This is a genomic window from Dryocola baronae (genome assembly GCF_051297175.1).
Classification (GTDB): Bacteria; Pseudomonadota; Gammaproteobacteria; order Enterobacterales; family Enterobacteriaceae; genus Dryocola.
This window is the reverse complement of sequence record NZ_JBINNY010000001.1, coordinates 2,947,730-2,959,095: the sequence shown is the minus strand read 5'-3', so window position 1 is coordinate 2,959,095 and position 11,366 is coordinate 2,947,730. Positions and strand designations below refer to the sequence as shown.

The window sequence follows — 11,366 nt, the reverse complement described above, 5'->3', positions numbered from 1 at the left end:
AGTAAAACTTTTAACAGCGCGATAACTAAGATGATTTCTGCATATGCTAAGGATTTTTAAGCATTGGCGGCTTCATCGCGCTTGTGGGAGCGTAGGGCCATAGCCCGCTAACAGGCGGGGATAAAAAGGAAAATCTATGGCACAGGCAATGACATCCCATAAAAACAAGATCGCTTCTTTACTTCTTCTGGCGCTTTCAGGCTTTGGCGTTAGCGCGGCGCACGCCGACCAGCTGGCGGATATTCAGAAAGCGGGCGTGGTGCGAGTGGCGACTTTCGACGCTAACCCTCCGTTTGGCTCCATAGACGCTAAAACTCACGATATCGTCGGCTATGACGTTGATTTTGCTAAGGCGCTGGCGAAGTCGCTCGGCGTTAAGCTCGAACTGGTCGCCACCAACCCTGCCAACCGTATTCCGCTGCTGCAGTCGGGCAAGGTTGACCTGATCGTTGCCGACATCACCATCACGCCGGAACGCGCGCTGGTGGTGGATTTCTCGACGCCGTATTTCGTCACCGGACAGCAGTTCCTTGTACCCGCCAGCTCGCCGGACAAGCTCGATGATTACGGCCGTGCGCGTATCGGCGCGGTGAAAGGCACCACCGGCGAACAGGCGCTGCACCAGCGGTTCCCGTCGGCGCGCGTGCTCTCTTATGACGATATTCCGCTGGCGCTGACCGCGCTGCGCAACGGCAACGTGCAGGCCATCACCCAGGACAGCACTATTCTGGCGGGCCTGCTGGCCGAAGCGCCGGACAAGGCGAAGTTTAAAATCCTGCCGGACCTGCTGAGCAAAGAAGAGATCGGCGTGGGCGTGAAAAAGGGCGAAACCCCGCTGCTGAACGCGGTAAACGGCGAGCTGGTGAAGCTTGAGCAGAACGGCGAGGCGGCCAAAATTTACGACAGCTGGTTCGGCCCGAGCAGCAAAACCCCGCAGCCGCGCGGCTTTAAAATAGAAGCGAAGTAACATGGCGAGTGGCTTAACAAAACAATCCGTGGCGAAGGCCGCGGATTTTTCACATTTAGATGACGCAAGCGTTGAGTTTCGCGCAGCCGGAAAAAGCTACGGCGACCAGCAGGTTTTGAAGGCGATCGACCTGAAGATTGGCGCAGGGGAGGTCGTGGCGATCTGCGGGCCTTCCGGCTCCGGGAAATCAACCTTGATACGGTTGATCAACCAGCTCGAACGCTTAAGCGCGGGCGATATTCTAATCGACGGCAAACCCACGCGGGGCCTGCAGGGCAAGGCGCTGCGTGCTTTACGCAGCCGCATCGGCTTCGTGTTTCAGCAGTTCAACCTGTACGCCCATCTTACCGCCGAGCAAAACATCACGCTTTCCCTGACCCACGTCCACGGCTGGAAGCCCGCCGAGGCCAGGCAGCAGGCGGCAACGCTGCTGGCGCGGGTCGGTCTTGCGGAGAAAGCTCATCATTTTCCGGCGCAGCTTTCCGGCGGGCAGCAGCAGCGCGTGGCGATTGCCAGGGCGCTTGCCTCGTCGCCGCAGATTATTTTGTTCGACGAGCCGACGTCGGCGCTGGACCCTGAAATGATAGGCGAGGTGTTGGCGGTAATGAAATCGCTGGCCCACAGCGGGATCACGATGATCGTCGTCACCCATGAGATGCAGTTTGCCCGCGAAATTGCCGACCGGGTGGTGTTTATCGACGGCGGTGAAATTCTTGAGCAGGCGGCCCCGGCGCAGTTCTTCCGCTCGCCGCAGCACCCGCGCGCGCGCCGCTTCCTGCAAAAGGTGCTCGACCCGCTGCACGCCGAACTGAAGGATGAGCAATGAACTGGCAGTTTGACTGGGCCGGAGTGCTGACCGGCCAGCCGTTGCAGTGGATAATTTCCGGCTTTTTGACCACCGTTTGGGTGACGCTTGCCGGGATGCTGCTGGCAACGGCGCTCACGCTCCTGCTGCTCGGCCTGCGCCTGGCGGGCGGGAGAATCGGGCGCGGTGCCGTTGCGGTTTGGGTTTCGCTGTTTCGCAACACGCCTTTGCTGGTGCAGCTGCTGTTCTGGTACTTCGCCGCGTGGAACTTCCTCCCGCAGGGACTACGCGCGTTTATTAACGACGAGCACGGCTGGTCCATTCTGCCCGGCAACGTCTGGTGGCTGACGCCAGAATTTCTGTGCGCGGCCTGGGGGCTTGGGCTGTTTACCTCGGCCTTTCTGCTCGAGGAGATCCGCAGCGGTTTGCAGGCGGTGTCGAAGGGGCAGGTTGAGGCCGCGCAGGCGCAGGGCTTTTCCGCTTGGGCGATATTTCGCTGGGTCCTGCTGCCGCAGGGGCTGGTTAACGCCTGGCAGCCGGTAGTGGGGCAGTATCTCAACCTGATGAAGCTTTCTTCGCTGGCGACGGGGATCGGGTTTGCCGAGCTGACCTATCAGGTGCGGCAGATCGAAAGCTATAACGCCCACGCGCTCGAGGCGTTTGCCGTGGGAACGGTGCTCTATCTGGCGCTTGGCCTGGTGATGGGGGCGCTCTTCAGCTGGCTTGGCCCACGTCCGGCACGCGGAAGGCGTTCCATCATCAAACCCGTCGCAAAGGAGGTGCAGCATGATAGCTAACGTCACGGTGATAGCCGGTAACCTGGATTATCTGCTGTGGGGAAGAATGGCGCAGGGCGAGCCGGGTGGCGTACTGCTTACCGTGTTGATGGCGGCGGGAGCGGGCGTGCTTGCGCTGGTGGGCGGGGTGCTGCTCGCCGGGCTGGCCTGGCGCTATGACGGCGTCGTGCGGCGGCTGCTGTTTATCTGGGCCGAGCTTATTCGCGGCATCCCGCTTATTTTTGTCATCTTCTGGCTCTACTTTTTGCTACCGATTATCACCGGCAGCGATCTGCCCGGCGCGCTCACCGTGACGCTGGCACTCGCCTGGTTCACGTCGGCTGCGGTTATGCACACAACCTTTGCCGGGCTGCAGGCGCTACCGGGCGGACAGCGGGAAGCGGCGCTGGCGGGGGGATTTAGCGCCGGACAGATGCTGCGCCTCGTGCTGCTGCCCCAGGCGATGCGCAACGTGCTCCCCTCCTACGTGGGGCTGTTTATCGCGCTGCTGAAGGATACGTCGCTGGCGTTTATCGTTAACGTGCCGGAGCTGACAACGGTGGCGGGGCAGGTGAACAGCCGGGTGCAGGTTTACCCGGCGGCAATCTTCATCTTTACGGGGCTTGTGTACTACCTGCTGTGCAGCGGGCTGGGCTGGCTGGTCACGCGCAGGCAGCGCGCTACTGCTTACCAATAATCAGCGAAACCAGCCCGGCGGCAATCAGCGGCCCAACGGGTACGCCGCGGAATAGGGCTACGCCGAGCACGGTGCCGACCAGCAGGCCCGCGACCAGGCTTGGCTGGCTGCTCATCAGCGTAACGCCGCGCCCGCCGAGCCAGGAAACCACCACGCCGACGGCTATCGCGACAAGCGATTTCCAGTTGGTAAACGAGTGCAGCAGGGTGCTGGCGGGCAGGGTGCCGCTGGCGATTGGGGCCATCACGCCGATGGTTAAAATGATGATGCCGACCGTCAGCCCCTGCTTTTCAATCCACGGGAAAAACGTGCTGAGCGGCGTTACCCGCACGATAATCAGCACCAGGATGGATACCGCGACGGTGGTGTTATGGCTGACAAAACCCAGGCCAGCGAGCGCCAGCAGTATGAGAAGCGTTGAATCAAAGATCATGGCATTTCCTTGCAAAAACAAAGCGAAAACGGTGTTTTTATTATCGGCCTACACTTTAACCTCCGCGGTCGCGATCTGCCTGGGTTTTTAACCTGCGGGATTAACTTTTGTGCGAATGTCCGATCCTGAATAAAAACGGCCAGCATCATATTTCTGCAACCTGCGGCAGGTAACACTGTACGCAAGTGGGCCAAAAAGCCCGATACCTTACGTAATACGTAACGGAGAGCGGCAACATGAACGATCCGCTGTTTTATGAAGTGCTGTGCATCACCGGCGTGTTTATCGGCATAGCCACGGCGCTGGTCTCCTCGGTGCTTTTACTTGACCGTTTTCGCTGGTAGCGGGGTTAGCCCGCCCCGCGTGCGCCGTCCTCCAGGAGAATCTTCTGCTAGACTTTAGTTCTGGCAGTACGAGCAGCTTCGTGAATCTTCACTATCAGGAGGACATATGGGTTTAATCAGTTTCGTGAAGGAAGCCGGTGAAAAGATACTTCATGCGGTTACCGGTACGGCGCACGCGGCCGACCAAAGTGAGCTTTTAAAAGAACACCTGAAGAAAACCGGCATTCCGGACGCCGAAAAGGTCGATGTAAAAGTGGAAGACGGTAAGGCGGTTGTCACCGGCGACGGGCTAAGCCAGGAAGCGAAGGAAAAAATCCTGATTGCGGTAGGTAACGTTGAAGGCATCGCGAACGTCGAAGATAACGTTAAGGTCACCGACGCGGCGACGGAAAGCGAATATTACACCGTCAAGTCGGGCGATACCCTGAGCGCGATTTCTAAGCAGGTTTATGGCGATGCGAACCAGTACAATAAGATCTTCGAAGCCAACAAGCCGATGCTCAAAAGCCCGGATAAAATATATCCTGGACAGGTTTTGCGCGTCCCTAAATAATGCCAACAACCCACCGAAAGGTGGGTTTTTATTTTGTCTTTGGGTTCGTAGGGTGGATAAGCGTGAGTGCCATCCACCAAAATATATTAAACAATGCGGCGGAGGGCACAGCGCTTATCCGCCCAACGCAAATAATATATTCAAGAGATAGTTTCCTTACGAAATAAAAAGTTATCACGAAAAGTTTAATACTAATTCCCGTCCCGCTCTCTATAGTTATCCCACAACGTTCATTGTGAGGATTACAAAATGAAATTATTAATCGCCCCCGTGCTTTCCCTGTTAAGTTTTTGCGCCCTTGCCGCACCTGAAGGCACGCTTAGCGTTCACGTGCTGAATCAGCAAACCGGCCTGCCTTCCAGCGGCATGGTCGTTGAGCTGGCGAAGCAGGATGGCGCTTCCTGGAAGCAGCTTGCTACGCAGAAAACCAGCGACGATGGCAGAATTAAATCGCTTTTCCCGGCCGAGGCAGAAATGACGCCGGGCGTTTATAAAGTGACTTTTAAGACCGGTGACTATTTCAAAGCCGATGCCAAACAAACGTTTTTCCCGTCGGTACCGGTAATTTTTAATGTCGATAAGACAAATCAGAAACTGCACATTCCTCTGCTGTTAAGCCAGTACGGTTATTCAACCTACAGAGGCAGCTGAGTTTCAGCATCAGGCAAAGTCCCGCCGCCAGAATAAGCGGGGCTTTGTACTTTATTTGCGCGGGAATTGTCGTTGCAGCGTTTGCATTGTTCGAAAAATATACCAATTAATAAACAACTGGTCTGACTTCTAACCTTTTGTAACTAATAGTCTCCTAATAAAAATTAATTCGCCTACATTTAATAAAACTTGCCGACGACGACTGCCAGATTGGGACTCCGGTGCTAGAATTTTATTATCCATTCAGAATGTAAGGGAAATTAAATGAACAGTGATTTAGCCTTTCCTGCTTTCCCTGTGACCGACTGGCAAATTGGATCTTCCGAAGAGAAGTCCTCGCTTGTCATCAAGTTCGGCTACAGCACATCTCCCTACGGCAGCAACGCTTCAACCTTCGATTCACAGTTCTTCGCCTTAACGCCTGAAAAGGCCCGCAGCCTGATTCATGATTTAGAGCTTTACGCCAAGCAGTGTGAATAATTTTTTCGCCATTTATGCTAAATCAGCAAAAAAATCAGCCGGTAAATACCGGCTGATTGAGAGATTAATTGTAGATATCGCTACTCTGCTTGTGAAACACATCTCGGAATCACAACTTATTGATTTTACGAGCCTAAAAAATCTCCCCAATTCTTCTCCAAAATTACTCCCCAAAATGGATTTTGCAGAATTCCATTTCCAGCAGTACATTGCGTACCAGATTTTGCATAGCTAAATCGCCAGCGTTATCCAGTCTAATCCTCGATCATCTTTGTAATGCTCGCTCATTGAATCAGTTTTATGGCCCAGCAGTGTTTTAACGTCTATACCCTGTTCACTATATAGGCGGGAGGAAAGTGAACGTTGTTCGTGAAAAGTAGGAGGGGTAGAGCCCTTCGCAAACTTTAGCCCCGTTTTATCCCTAGCTTCCATGAATACCCGGCTAATAGTAGCTATAGCCACAGCATCGCCAGCTTTGCTCGATCCATGTGTTCTGTGACTGTGGATAAGATACGGGCTGACGACACGATCTCTGCATCTTGAAACTACATCTCCTAACGTCATGTTTAAGGCATCACATCGCAGTGATAAAGGTAGTGAAAGGCGTACCCCGGTTTTGGACTGGACGATATGTAAATGCCCGTCCCAAATATCACTGAATTTCATCTTAAACAGATCACCACGTCTCTGGCCGGTTACCACGGCTAACAGCATCGAGTTCTGCGCGAAGGGCGGCAATGTAGCTGCGCAATCATAAATTTGTCTCCATTGTTCTAAGCTCAACCTTGCCCTGGTGACTTTAGCTTTCGGATTGCGTACTGCAAGAGCAGGATTGTATCCTGCAGAAACTTCTCCGGCATGCTGAGCCTCTTTGAAAATGTCGATCCATACGCCACGTAATAGCTGTGCCATCCTAGGTTTTCCCGCGGCTTTGTACTCATCGATAATAGTGGCCAGCATCTTCGTATCGACGTCCTGAAGCCGTAGATTAGGCATCCTTTTACTAAGCGTATTTGCACAGCTCTTTCTGGTTGTAAGGGTTGTTTTTTTGATTTCCCCATCAGCCATTCTTTCGTCCTGTACGAGCATGTAGCGAACAACCCAATCCTTAACTCTTATCCCTGCATCGCGTTTGACCTGCGCTTTTATGGCCATATCGACAAGCAGGTACGTCTGATTATTCTCCTGCTCCGCTACAATTCGATTCATTTCTTCTGCTGCCGACTTTGCAGCATCCTCGTCCGTACCAAAGCCAACAAATACACCGGTAATAGGATGTCGGTACTGCCAGTAAACTTTGCTGTTACGCTTATCCAGTTTGCAATAAAGGTTAGGTGTAGAAATATTATGCTTACGGGGTCTTGCAGCCATTTAGAGCTTTCTCCACTAACGATCGGGCGCTGGGCGGCAAATGCTTTGATATTTCAACTTGATCTACCATGCCGACAAATTTAGCATCCTCATCAACCACCCATCGACGGCCTTGTTTCACCGCTGGTGGATAGGTTTGCTTTGTTTTTGCAATTCGATGAAGAGCTGTACGCCCTGGCGGGTCTTTGAAACCGTTCGGTCCAGTTGCCCAGTCCATTAAAGAAACTAATTGGCCCATGCTATTTCTCCACTTTCCCGGCTGCACCCGGTTAATCTTTAAAAGCGCAGGTGCCACAGCCACCGCGGGCACCTTCTCGACACATACTGCAATTCACTGCTTTTTTGGCGCTAACTTCCTAACGGAACTGTTTACATCATCCATTTTGGGAGCGGCTGCAAGCATAGCTGACCAGCACAACTTAGCGCGGTATGCAGCCTGTTGGCATCCACTCATAGCTTGATGAGCTTCCCAGACTCCCGGCGTGCTAAAACTTTCGTCGGGTTCAGATTCAAAGCCTTCGATGATCATGTTCTCTGTCGGCTCAACAGGCACAGCGATCCAACCTGTTGGCAACTTGTAAGGCTCGCTTACAGGTTGGATTTGCGGCGCGGCGTATAGCAGACATGGCTTTAAATCGAATCTCAGTAAACGAACGTCACATGTGCGGCCTGTCTTCTCTGAATGGCTCCATGCTACAACTTCTGCCACCGGCTTATTGCTGGCGTTACGGTATTCCTGAAGCTGCACCTGGGCTTCATCGCGAGCAATACGGCATTCTCGCAGTATTTCAGCTAATGCCTCACAGCGTGGATAGTTAACGACGGTTCGCTCCACCGCCGACCAGGAGCGCTCTTCTTGTAGCTCTACTGTTTTGCGTAGCTGCTGCACCTCAATCGCCAAGCTGGTAATTTCGCTCGGACTCACTAGCGTTTTTCCTACTCTCTCCCGTCCATGCTCTTTGTCTGCCAGCTCAGCGATGCGCTCGTCTGTTAGTTTGTTATTGGACTGTTCGCTCACAAAGCCTCCGGTGCGTCAGGAATTGGTGCCCAATGGGTTATGTCGAGGTCTGTCATGCCATCAATCTGCAATGACCACTCCCACTCACCGGTTTCTACCTGTCCAGGCCCGTACCATAATGAACGCCAGCCAATAAGCAGGCCTTCGCCATTTGCGTCAAAAAGCAGAACGCTCTCGTTACCAGGCGGCAGGCAATCGTGAACACTGAACCACGCTTCGTTAATTGCATCCTTCCATGCCATCGAAACAATCTTACCGCCGAGAATTTCAGTACCGGCATTCACTGCCGGCTCTTTACCGTCCTCAAACTCAACAACAAAAGTTACTTTTCCCATTGCCACTCACTCCCTTCCACGGTGCCGCCAGCTGCACGGATAGCATCGATTACATCGGACTTAAGCATGTAATCCGCCGACCAATTGCAATGAATGCTTGCCAGCCCCGGCAGCTTCACGCATAGCGGGCGAGCCTCAAGCTCTGATTTTGGTGCCGCAGAAAGCATCGCTGCATAGATACCAAGGTCAGCATGTCCAACTCCGAACAGTGCAACTTCATGCTTATAGGCCGCCGTTATCATTTCTTCCGTTGGTTCCTTTGGCACCAGCACCCAGCCATCCGGTATTGAATTTTTTTGCTGCGCCTGCTCCAGCGCCGCTATCAGTGCCGTCAGAAATGCAGAAGCTTTACCGCACTGCTCCACAACGCTAATGTCCGCCCCTGTTTCAACGTCATCAATTTCAAACCTCAGCTCGACATCATCACCGTCAATGTCTTGAGGCTCAAATGATGCGATACACTGCATGATTGCTGCCGATTGTTTCGCATTCTCAAGCAGCTCTTCGATTCCCTTATCCATGGCTTGCCTCCTTTTTGCGTGGAGCGCCGCGGTATTCCGGCTCCGGTTTATACTTCGGTTCAGCAATGACATTAGCCAGTGCAACTTTCCATGTTTCGGCGTTATTACGAAGCCAGCGCCCGTTATCATCATCAAAGAAGCCAGGCTTAACGGGGAATGCCAGCGGCTCCAGCACATCACACGGTACCGCTACGGTGTCACAGCCGCAGTTGTAGTAAGCAAGTTTCGATTTGATGAGGCTTTCCGGATAGCGGCCAGCCGTTTCAATGCGCCCACGGTAACCAGAGTTATTTTCCGCCCACAGCATGATGTACGGGTTACTTCGCTGTGTGTGTCCGACGCTAAGCACAAAATAATCTCGCTCACTTAAGGGCTTCATCCGCACCTCTAAAGTGCCATTTTCCGCTTTAAGAGCTTCATCTTCGGCTCTTAACGTTTCGGTATTATTGCTCATTTGTATCCTCCAGCTCATTCCATTCAACCCACGCATTCTCACCATCAGCATCAATCTCACCGCAATGACCACACTTCATGCACATAACCTGGTCACCACTCCACAGCGTCCCAGAGCCATATCCCTGAGTTGTTACCGCTGCTTCTCCGTGCCCGCATTTAGGGCAATTATCGAGCCAGTCAATTTTCACCGTTATTTTTTGTTTATTGCTCATACGCCAGCTCCTTTGCGCAGCGCTTCAACAGCAGAACGAACAGAGCGAAGTTCTAAAACAGCCATCTGCACGCCATAAGCGAAAGCAGCAACAGAGCGATCATTAAGCTTTTCACCTTCCTGCTGCATTTGAACGGCAGTGGACATGAGCTCATCCAGCTGCTCGTCGGTCATTGGTGCGCTAGATATTTTCATGTTGGCTCTCCTGCTGCAGCTTGTAATGCTTAACGAAGTGGGCGACCGCTTTAGACTGGCTGGTTACTACGCCATCAAGCAGAACACTTTTGCCGCGATAGATAGTTGCCGTACCGATTTCTTTGCCTTTAAGCATTACGTGCAGCGTTTTTCCGCGTATTTCTGTGGTCGGTACCGGCTGGGAGAGACGGTATGTCTCGCGTGATTCTGCGATGGCGTTGTGCTCTTCGATAATTCCCAGCGCTTCGGCCAGTGCGAGACCTTCAAGAGTGAATACACCATCTTCACTGATCGTTGCCTGCGCCATCAGCTCAACAAACCTGCGGGCACTTTTCACGTTAAGTTCTGGCGCTATGGCACTGCGGGTGACTTTCGTTTTACCCTGGGCCTTGGCGACAGCCTTGTCATGCTGAAGTACCTTCCCGGCGTTTTCCCCGTAGTTTTTTACCCGGTCGACAGCAACGTCGACGGAAACGGCACCAGAGTTAACTTCTTGCTGAACGTCATGGTTGGCGGTGCTGAGCGTCAGTAACTTTTCAACCGTTGCCGGGGACTTATTAACCAACTTAGCGATCTCGCTGGTGGTCTGATTAAACGCGTTGTGCAGTTCCTGAATTACTGCTGCTTGCTCAACATCTGATAACGGCAACTGGTTGTTGCTTGTCATGATGCGAGCGAGGCGCTGAATATCACTACCGACAAATGGCATGATATGAATGCGGTCAACCGGCTTGCCTTCTGCTCCACAGCGGTCATAACATCTGCGGCGGCGGTGCCCTTCAACGACCCATACGCCGCCTTCTTCGCGCGCTATCACTTCCAGCGGCGGTACCGTTCCACCTGTCATCAGGAAATTAAACAGATCGTCATCAGCCCGCTGGGTGCGCTCGTCGTCTCCGCGTTTATTGAATCCTTCACGAACGTGGATATCGTTCAGGTTGATAAACATGCCGGTATCAGTGCGCTTAATGACGCCAGCTTTAATCATCTGTTTGAATGAGTTAGCCATGATTCAGTTCGGCTCCTTTGCGCAGCTCGGCAGCGAACCATTCCAGTGCCATAATTGGCACTCCAATCTGCCCGGTGCCCTCGAATTTTTTCAGAAGGTGAGCAATACCTTTTTCAACACCACGCGCTTCGATATCAGCCAGCGCTGTGTCGGTGGCCGCGAAAGGATTCTCTGCGTTCACATCACGAGACACGTACATGTTAATTTCAGATACGTAATCCATCTGGACTGACGCATACAAGTAATCGTCAGCGTCGTTAACAAACTCCCCATGGTTATCACTGATATCTGTAAGCAGCTGCAGCATCTTGGAATTATCAGCAGCCAGCGCGTCACGCTCTTTCAGTGCCTGTTTAACAGCAGCTGTGTTGGCTGCCAGACGGTCAGTTATTTCTTTTACCAGTTCGGAATAGATCCCGATCTCGGTGATGCTGGCAGAATAATTTCGGGCCGTCGTAACGAGCTCGCTTGTAGACATATCGTTTAGGCGTTGCATCAAGTTCTCCACTAAATAAGAGCGCCACTGCACCGGCGCTGAATTTTG

The 11,366-nt window shown here is 53.0% G+C and carries 19 protein-coding genes; 8 read left to right on the top strand and 11 right to left on the bottom strand.

Going from position 1 to position 11,366, the window contains the following annotated elements:
• Positions 1–148 precede the first annotated feature (148 nt).
• The 4 genes from ACSPHG_RS14115 to ACSPHG_RS14100 are packed head-to-tail and all read left to right on the top strand — an operon-like array spanning position 149 to position 3,245.
• Entirely contained in the window at positions 149–967 is an 819-nt protein-coding gene (locus ACSPHG_RS14115) for an ABC transporter substrate-binding protein (RefSeq protein ID WP_435956024.1), read from the top strand.
• Between the two features lies 1 nt (position 968).
• Complete coding sequence (locus ACSPHG_RS14110) at positions 969–1,793, top strand: amino acid ABC transporter ATP-binding protein (RefSeq protein ID WP_435954150.1); 825 nt, start codon at positions 969–971, stop codon at positions 1,791–1,793.
• The gene (locus tag ACSPHG_RS14105) at positions 1,790–2,569 is read left to right on the top strand and encodes an amino acid ABC transporter permease (RefSeq protein ID WP_435954149.1); all 780 of its coding nucleotides are present in this window, start codon (positions 1,790–1,792) and stop codon (positions 2,567–2,569) included. The genes ACSPHG_RS14110 and ACSPHG_RS14105 overlap by 4 nt, the downstream gene beginning before the upstream one ends.
• Positions 2,559–3,245: an amino acid ABC transporter permease gene (locus ACSPHG_RS14100; RefSeq protein ID WP_435954148.1), complete on the top strand. Its 687-nt coding sequence runs from the start codon at positions 2,559–2,561 to the stop codon at positions 3,243–3,245. Before ACSPHG_RS14105 ends, ACSPHG_RS14100 begins: the two co-directional genes overlap by 11 nt.
• On the opposite strand, the gene ACSPHG_RS14095 is transcribed toward ACSPHG_RS14100, so the two are convergent.
• On the bottom strand, positions 3,229–3,675 hold the full coding sequence (locus tag ACSPHG_RS14095) for a DUF441 domain-containing protein (RefSeq protein ID WP_435956023.1): 447 nt from the start codon (positions 3,673–3,675) through the stop codon (positions 3,229–3,231). The two genes, ACSPHG_RS14100 and ACSPHG_RS14095, sit on opposite strands and share 17 nt — an antisense overlap.
• Before the next feature lie 239 nt (positions 3,676–3,914).
• Here ACSPHG_RS14095 and yoaI point away from each other — a divergent pair, with 239 nt between their 5' ends.
• The 4 genes from yoaI to ACSPHG_RS14075 all read left to right on the top strand — a co-directional run bounded on the left by yoaI (position 3,915) and on the right by ACSPHG_RS14075 (position 5,706).
• Positions 3,915–4,022, top strand: a complete 108-nt coding sequence (gene yoaI / locus ACSPHG_RS14090; RefSeq protein ID WP_435954147.1) for a small membrane protein YoaI — start codon at positions 3,915–3,917, stop codon at positions 4,020–4,022.
• A gap of 106 nt (positions 4,023–4,128) precedes the next feature.
• Positions 4,129–4,575: a peptidoglycan-binding protein LysM gene (lysM, locus tag ACSPHG_RS14085; protein ID WP_435954146.1), complete on the top strand. Its 447-nt coding sequence runs from the start codon at positions 4,129–4,131 to the stop codon at positions 4,573–4,575.
• A 249-nt stretch (positions 4,576–4,824) separates the two neighbouring features.
• The gene (uraH, locus tag ACSPHG_RS14080; protein WP_435954145.1) at positions 4,825–5,226 is read left to right on the top strand and encodes a hydroxyisourate hydrolase; all 402 of its coding nucleotides are present in this window, start codon (positions 4,825–4,827) and stop codon (positions 5,224–5,226) included.
• Positions 5,227–5,490: 264 nt separating this feature from the next.
• On the top strand, positions 5,491–5,706 hold the full coding sequence (locus ACSPHG_RS14075) for a hypothetical protein (RefSeq protein ID WP_435954144.1): 216 nt from the start codon (positions 5,491–5,493) through the stop codon (positions 5,704–5,706).
• A 231-nt stretch (positions 5,707–5,937) separates the two neighbouring features.
• Here the strand turns inward: ACSPHG_RS14075 and ACSPHG_RS14070 are convergent, their stop codons facing one another.
• From ACSPHG_RS14070 to ACSPHG_RS14025, 10 genes are all read right to left on the bottom strand, one after another.
• On the bottom strand, positions 5,938–7,077 hold the full coding sequence (locus ACSPHG_RS14070) for a phage integrase Arm DNA-binding domain-containing protein (RefSeq protein ID WP_435954143.1): 1,140 nt from the start codon (positions 7,075–7,077) through the stop codon (positions 5,938–5,940).
• On the bottom strand, positions 7,058–7,315 hold the full coding sequence (locus tag ACSPHG_RS14065) for an excisionase (protein ID WP_435954142.1): 258 nt from the start codon (positions 7,313–7,315) through the stop codon (positions 7,058–7,060). The genes ACSPHG_RS14070 and ACSPHG_RS14065 overlap by 20 nt, the downstream gene beginning before the upstream one ends.
• A gap of 93 nt (positions 7,316–7,408) precedes the next feature.
• Entirely contained in the window at positions 7,409–8,095 is a 687-nt protein-coding gene (locus tag ACSPHG_RS14060) for a hypothetical protein (protein WP_435954141.1), read from the bottom strand.
• Positions 8,092–8,430, bottom strand: a complete 339-nt coding sequence (locus tag ACSPHG_RS14055; protein WP_435954140.1) for a DUF551 domain-containing protein — start codon at positions 8,428–8,430, stop codon at positions 8,092–8,094. The genes ACSPHG_RS14060 and ACSPHG_RS14055 overlap by 4 nt, the downstream gene beginning before the upstream one ends.
• On the bottom strand, positions 8,418–8,951 hold the full coding sequence (locus ACSPHG_RS14050) for a hypothetical protein (protein ID WP_435954139.1): 534 nt from the start codon (positions 8,949–8,951) through the stop codon (positions 8,418–8,420). The genes ACSPHG_RS14055 and ACSPHG_RS14050 overlap by 13 nt, the downstream gene beginning before the upstream one ends.
• On the bottom strand, positions 8,944–9,405 hold the full coding sequence (locus ACSPHG_RS14045) for a hypothetical protein (RefSeq protein WP_435954138.1): 462 nt from the start codon (positions 9,403–9,405) through the stop codon (positions 8,944–8,946). The genes ACSPHG_RS14050 and ACSPHG_RS14045 overlap by 8 nt, the downstream gene beginning before the upstream one ends.
• Positions 9,395–9,619 carry a hypothetical protein gene (locus ACSPHG_RS14040; RefSeq protein WP_435954137.1) on the bottom strand — a complete coding sequence of 75 codons (225 nt, stop codon included), beginning with the start codon at positions 9,617–9,619 and terminating at the stop codon, positions 9,395–9,397. The genes ACSPHG_RS14045 and ACSPHG_RS14040 overlap by 11 nt, the downstream gene beginning before the upstream one ends.
• On the bottom strand, positions 9,616–9,813 hold the full coding sequence (locus tag ACSPHG_RS14035) for a hypothetical protein (protein ID WP_435954136.1): 198 nt from the start codon (positions 9,811–9,813) through the stop codon (positions 9,616–9,618). Before ACSPHG_RS14035 ends, ACSPHG_RS14040 begins: the two co-directional genes overlap by 4 nt.
• Entirely contained in the window at positions 9,800–10,822 is a 1,023-nt protein-coding gene (locus ACSPHG_RS14030; protein ID WP_435954135.1) for a ParB/RepB/Spo0J family partition protein, read from the bottom strand. Before ACSPHG_RS14030 ends, ACSPHG_RS14035 begins: the two co-directional genes overlap by 14 nt.
• Positions 10,815–11,318, bottom strand: coding sequence for a hypothetical protein (locus tag ACSPHG_RS14025; RefSeq protein WP_435954134.1), 504 nt, complete (start codon positions 11,316–11,318; stop codon positions 10,815–10,817). The genes ACSPHG_RS14030 and ACSPHG_RS14025 overlap by 8 nt, the downstream gene beginning before the upstream one ends.
• Between the last annotated feature and the right edge of the window lie 48 nt (positions 11,319–11,366).

Bases quoted from the DNA above. Each gene is read 5' to 3' on its own strand.
- ACSPHG_RS14055 (WP_435954140.1), bottom strand. From the start codon at position 8,430: ATGGGAAAAGTAACTTTTGTTGTTGAGTTTGAGGACGGTAAAGAGCCG.
- ACSPHG_RS14075 (WP_435954144.1), top strand. From the start codon at position 5,491: ATGAACAGTGATTTAGCCTTTCCTGCTTTCCCTGTGACCGACTGGCAA.
- ACSPHG_RS14105 (WP_435954149.1), top strand. From the start codon at position 1,790: ATGAACTGGCAGTTTGACTGGGCCGGAGTGCTGACCGGCCAGCCGTTG.
- ACSPHG_RS14050 (WP_435954139.1), bottom strand. From the start codon at position 8,951: ATGGATAAGGGAATCGAAGAGCTGCTTGAGAATGCGAAACAATCGGCA.
- uraH (WP_435954145.1), top strand. From the start codon at position 4,825: ATGAAATTATTAATCGCCCCCGTGCTTTCCCTGTTAAGTTTTTGCGCC.
- ACSPHG_RS14100 (WP_435954148.1), top strand. From the start codon at position 2,559: ATGATAGCTAACGTCACGGTGATAGCCGGTAACCTGGATTATCTGCTG.
- ACSPHG_RS14070 (WP_435954143.1), bottom strand. From the start codon at position 7,077: ATGGCTGCAAGACCCCGTAAGCATAATATTTCTACACCTAACCTTTAT.
- ACSPHG_RS14115 (WP_435956024.1), top strand. From the start codon at position 149: ATGACATCCCATAAAAACAAGATCGCTTCTTTACTTCTTCTGGCGCTT.
- ACSPHG_RS14065 (WP_435954142.1), bottom strand. From the start codon at position 7,315: ATGGGCCAATTAGTTTCTTTAATGGACTGGGCAACTGGACCGAACGGT.
- ACSPHG_RS14025 (WP_435954134.1), bottom strand. From the start codon at position 11,318: ATGCAACGCCTAAACGATATGTCTACAAGCGAGCTCGTTACGACGGCC.
- ACSPHG_RS14035 (WP_435954136.1), bottom strand. From the start codon at position 9,813: ATGAAAATATCTAGCGCACCAATGACCGACGAGCAGCTGGATGAGCTC.
- ACSPHG_RS14110 (WP_435954150.1), top strand. From the start codon at position 969: ATGGCGAGTGGCTTAACAAAACAATCCGTGGCGAAGGCCGCGGATTTT.
- ACSPHG_RS14040 (WP_435954137.1), bottom strand. From the start codon at position 9,619: ATGAGCAATAAACAAAAAATAACGGTGAAAATTGACTGGCTCGATAAT.
- lysM (WP_435954146.1), top strand. From the start codon at position 4,129: ATGGGTTTAATCAGTTTCGTGAAGGAAGCCGGTGAAAAGATACTTCAT.
- ACSPHG_RS14030 (WP_435954135.1), bottom strand. From the start codon at position 10,822: ATGGCTAACTCATTCAAACAGATGATTAAAGCTGGCGTCATTAAGCGC.
- ACSPHG_RS14045 (WP_435954138.1), bottom strand. From the start codon at position 9,405: ATGAGCAATAATACCGAAACGTTAAGAGCCGAAGATGAAGCTCTTAAA.
- yoaI (WP_435954147.1), top strand. From the start codon at position 3,915: ATGAACGATCCGCTGTTTTATGAAGTGCTGTGCATCACCGGCGTGTTT.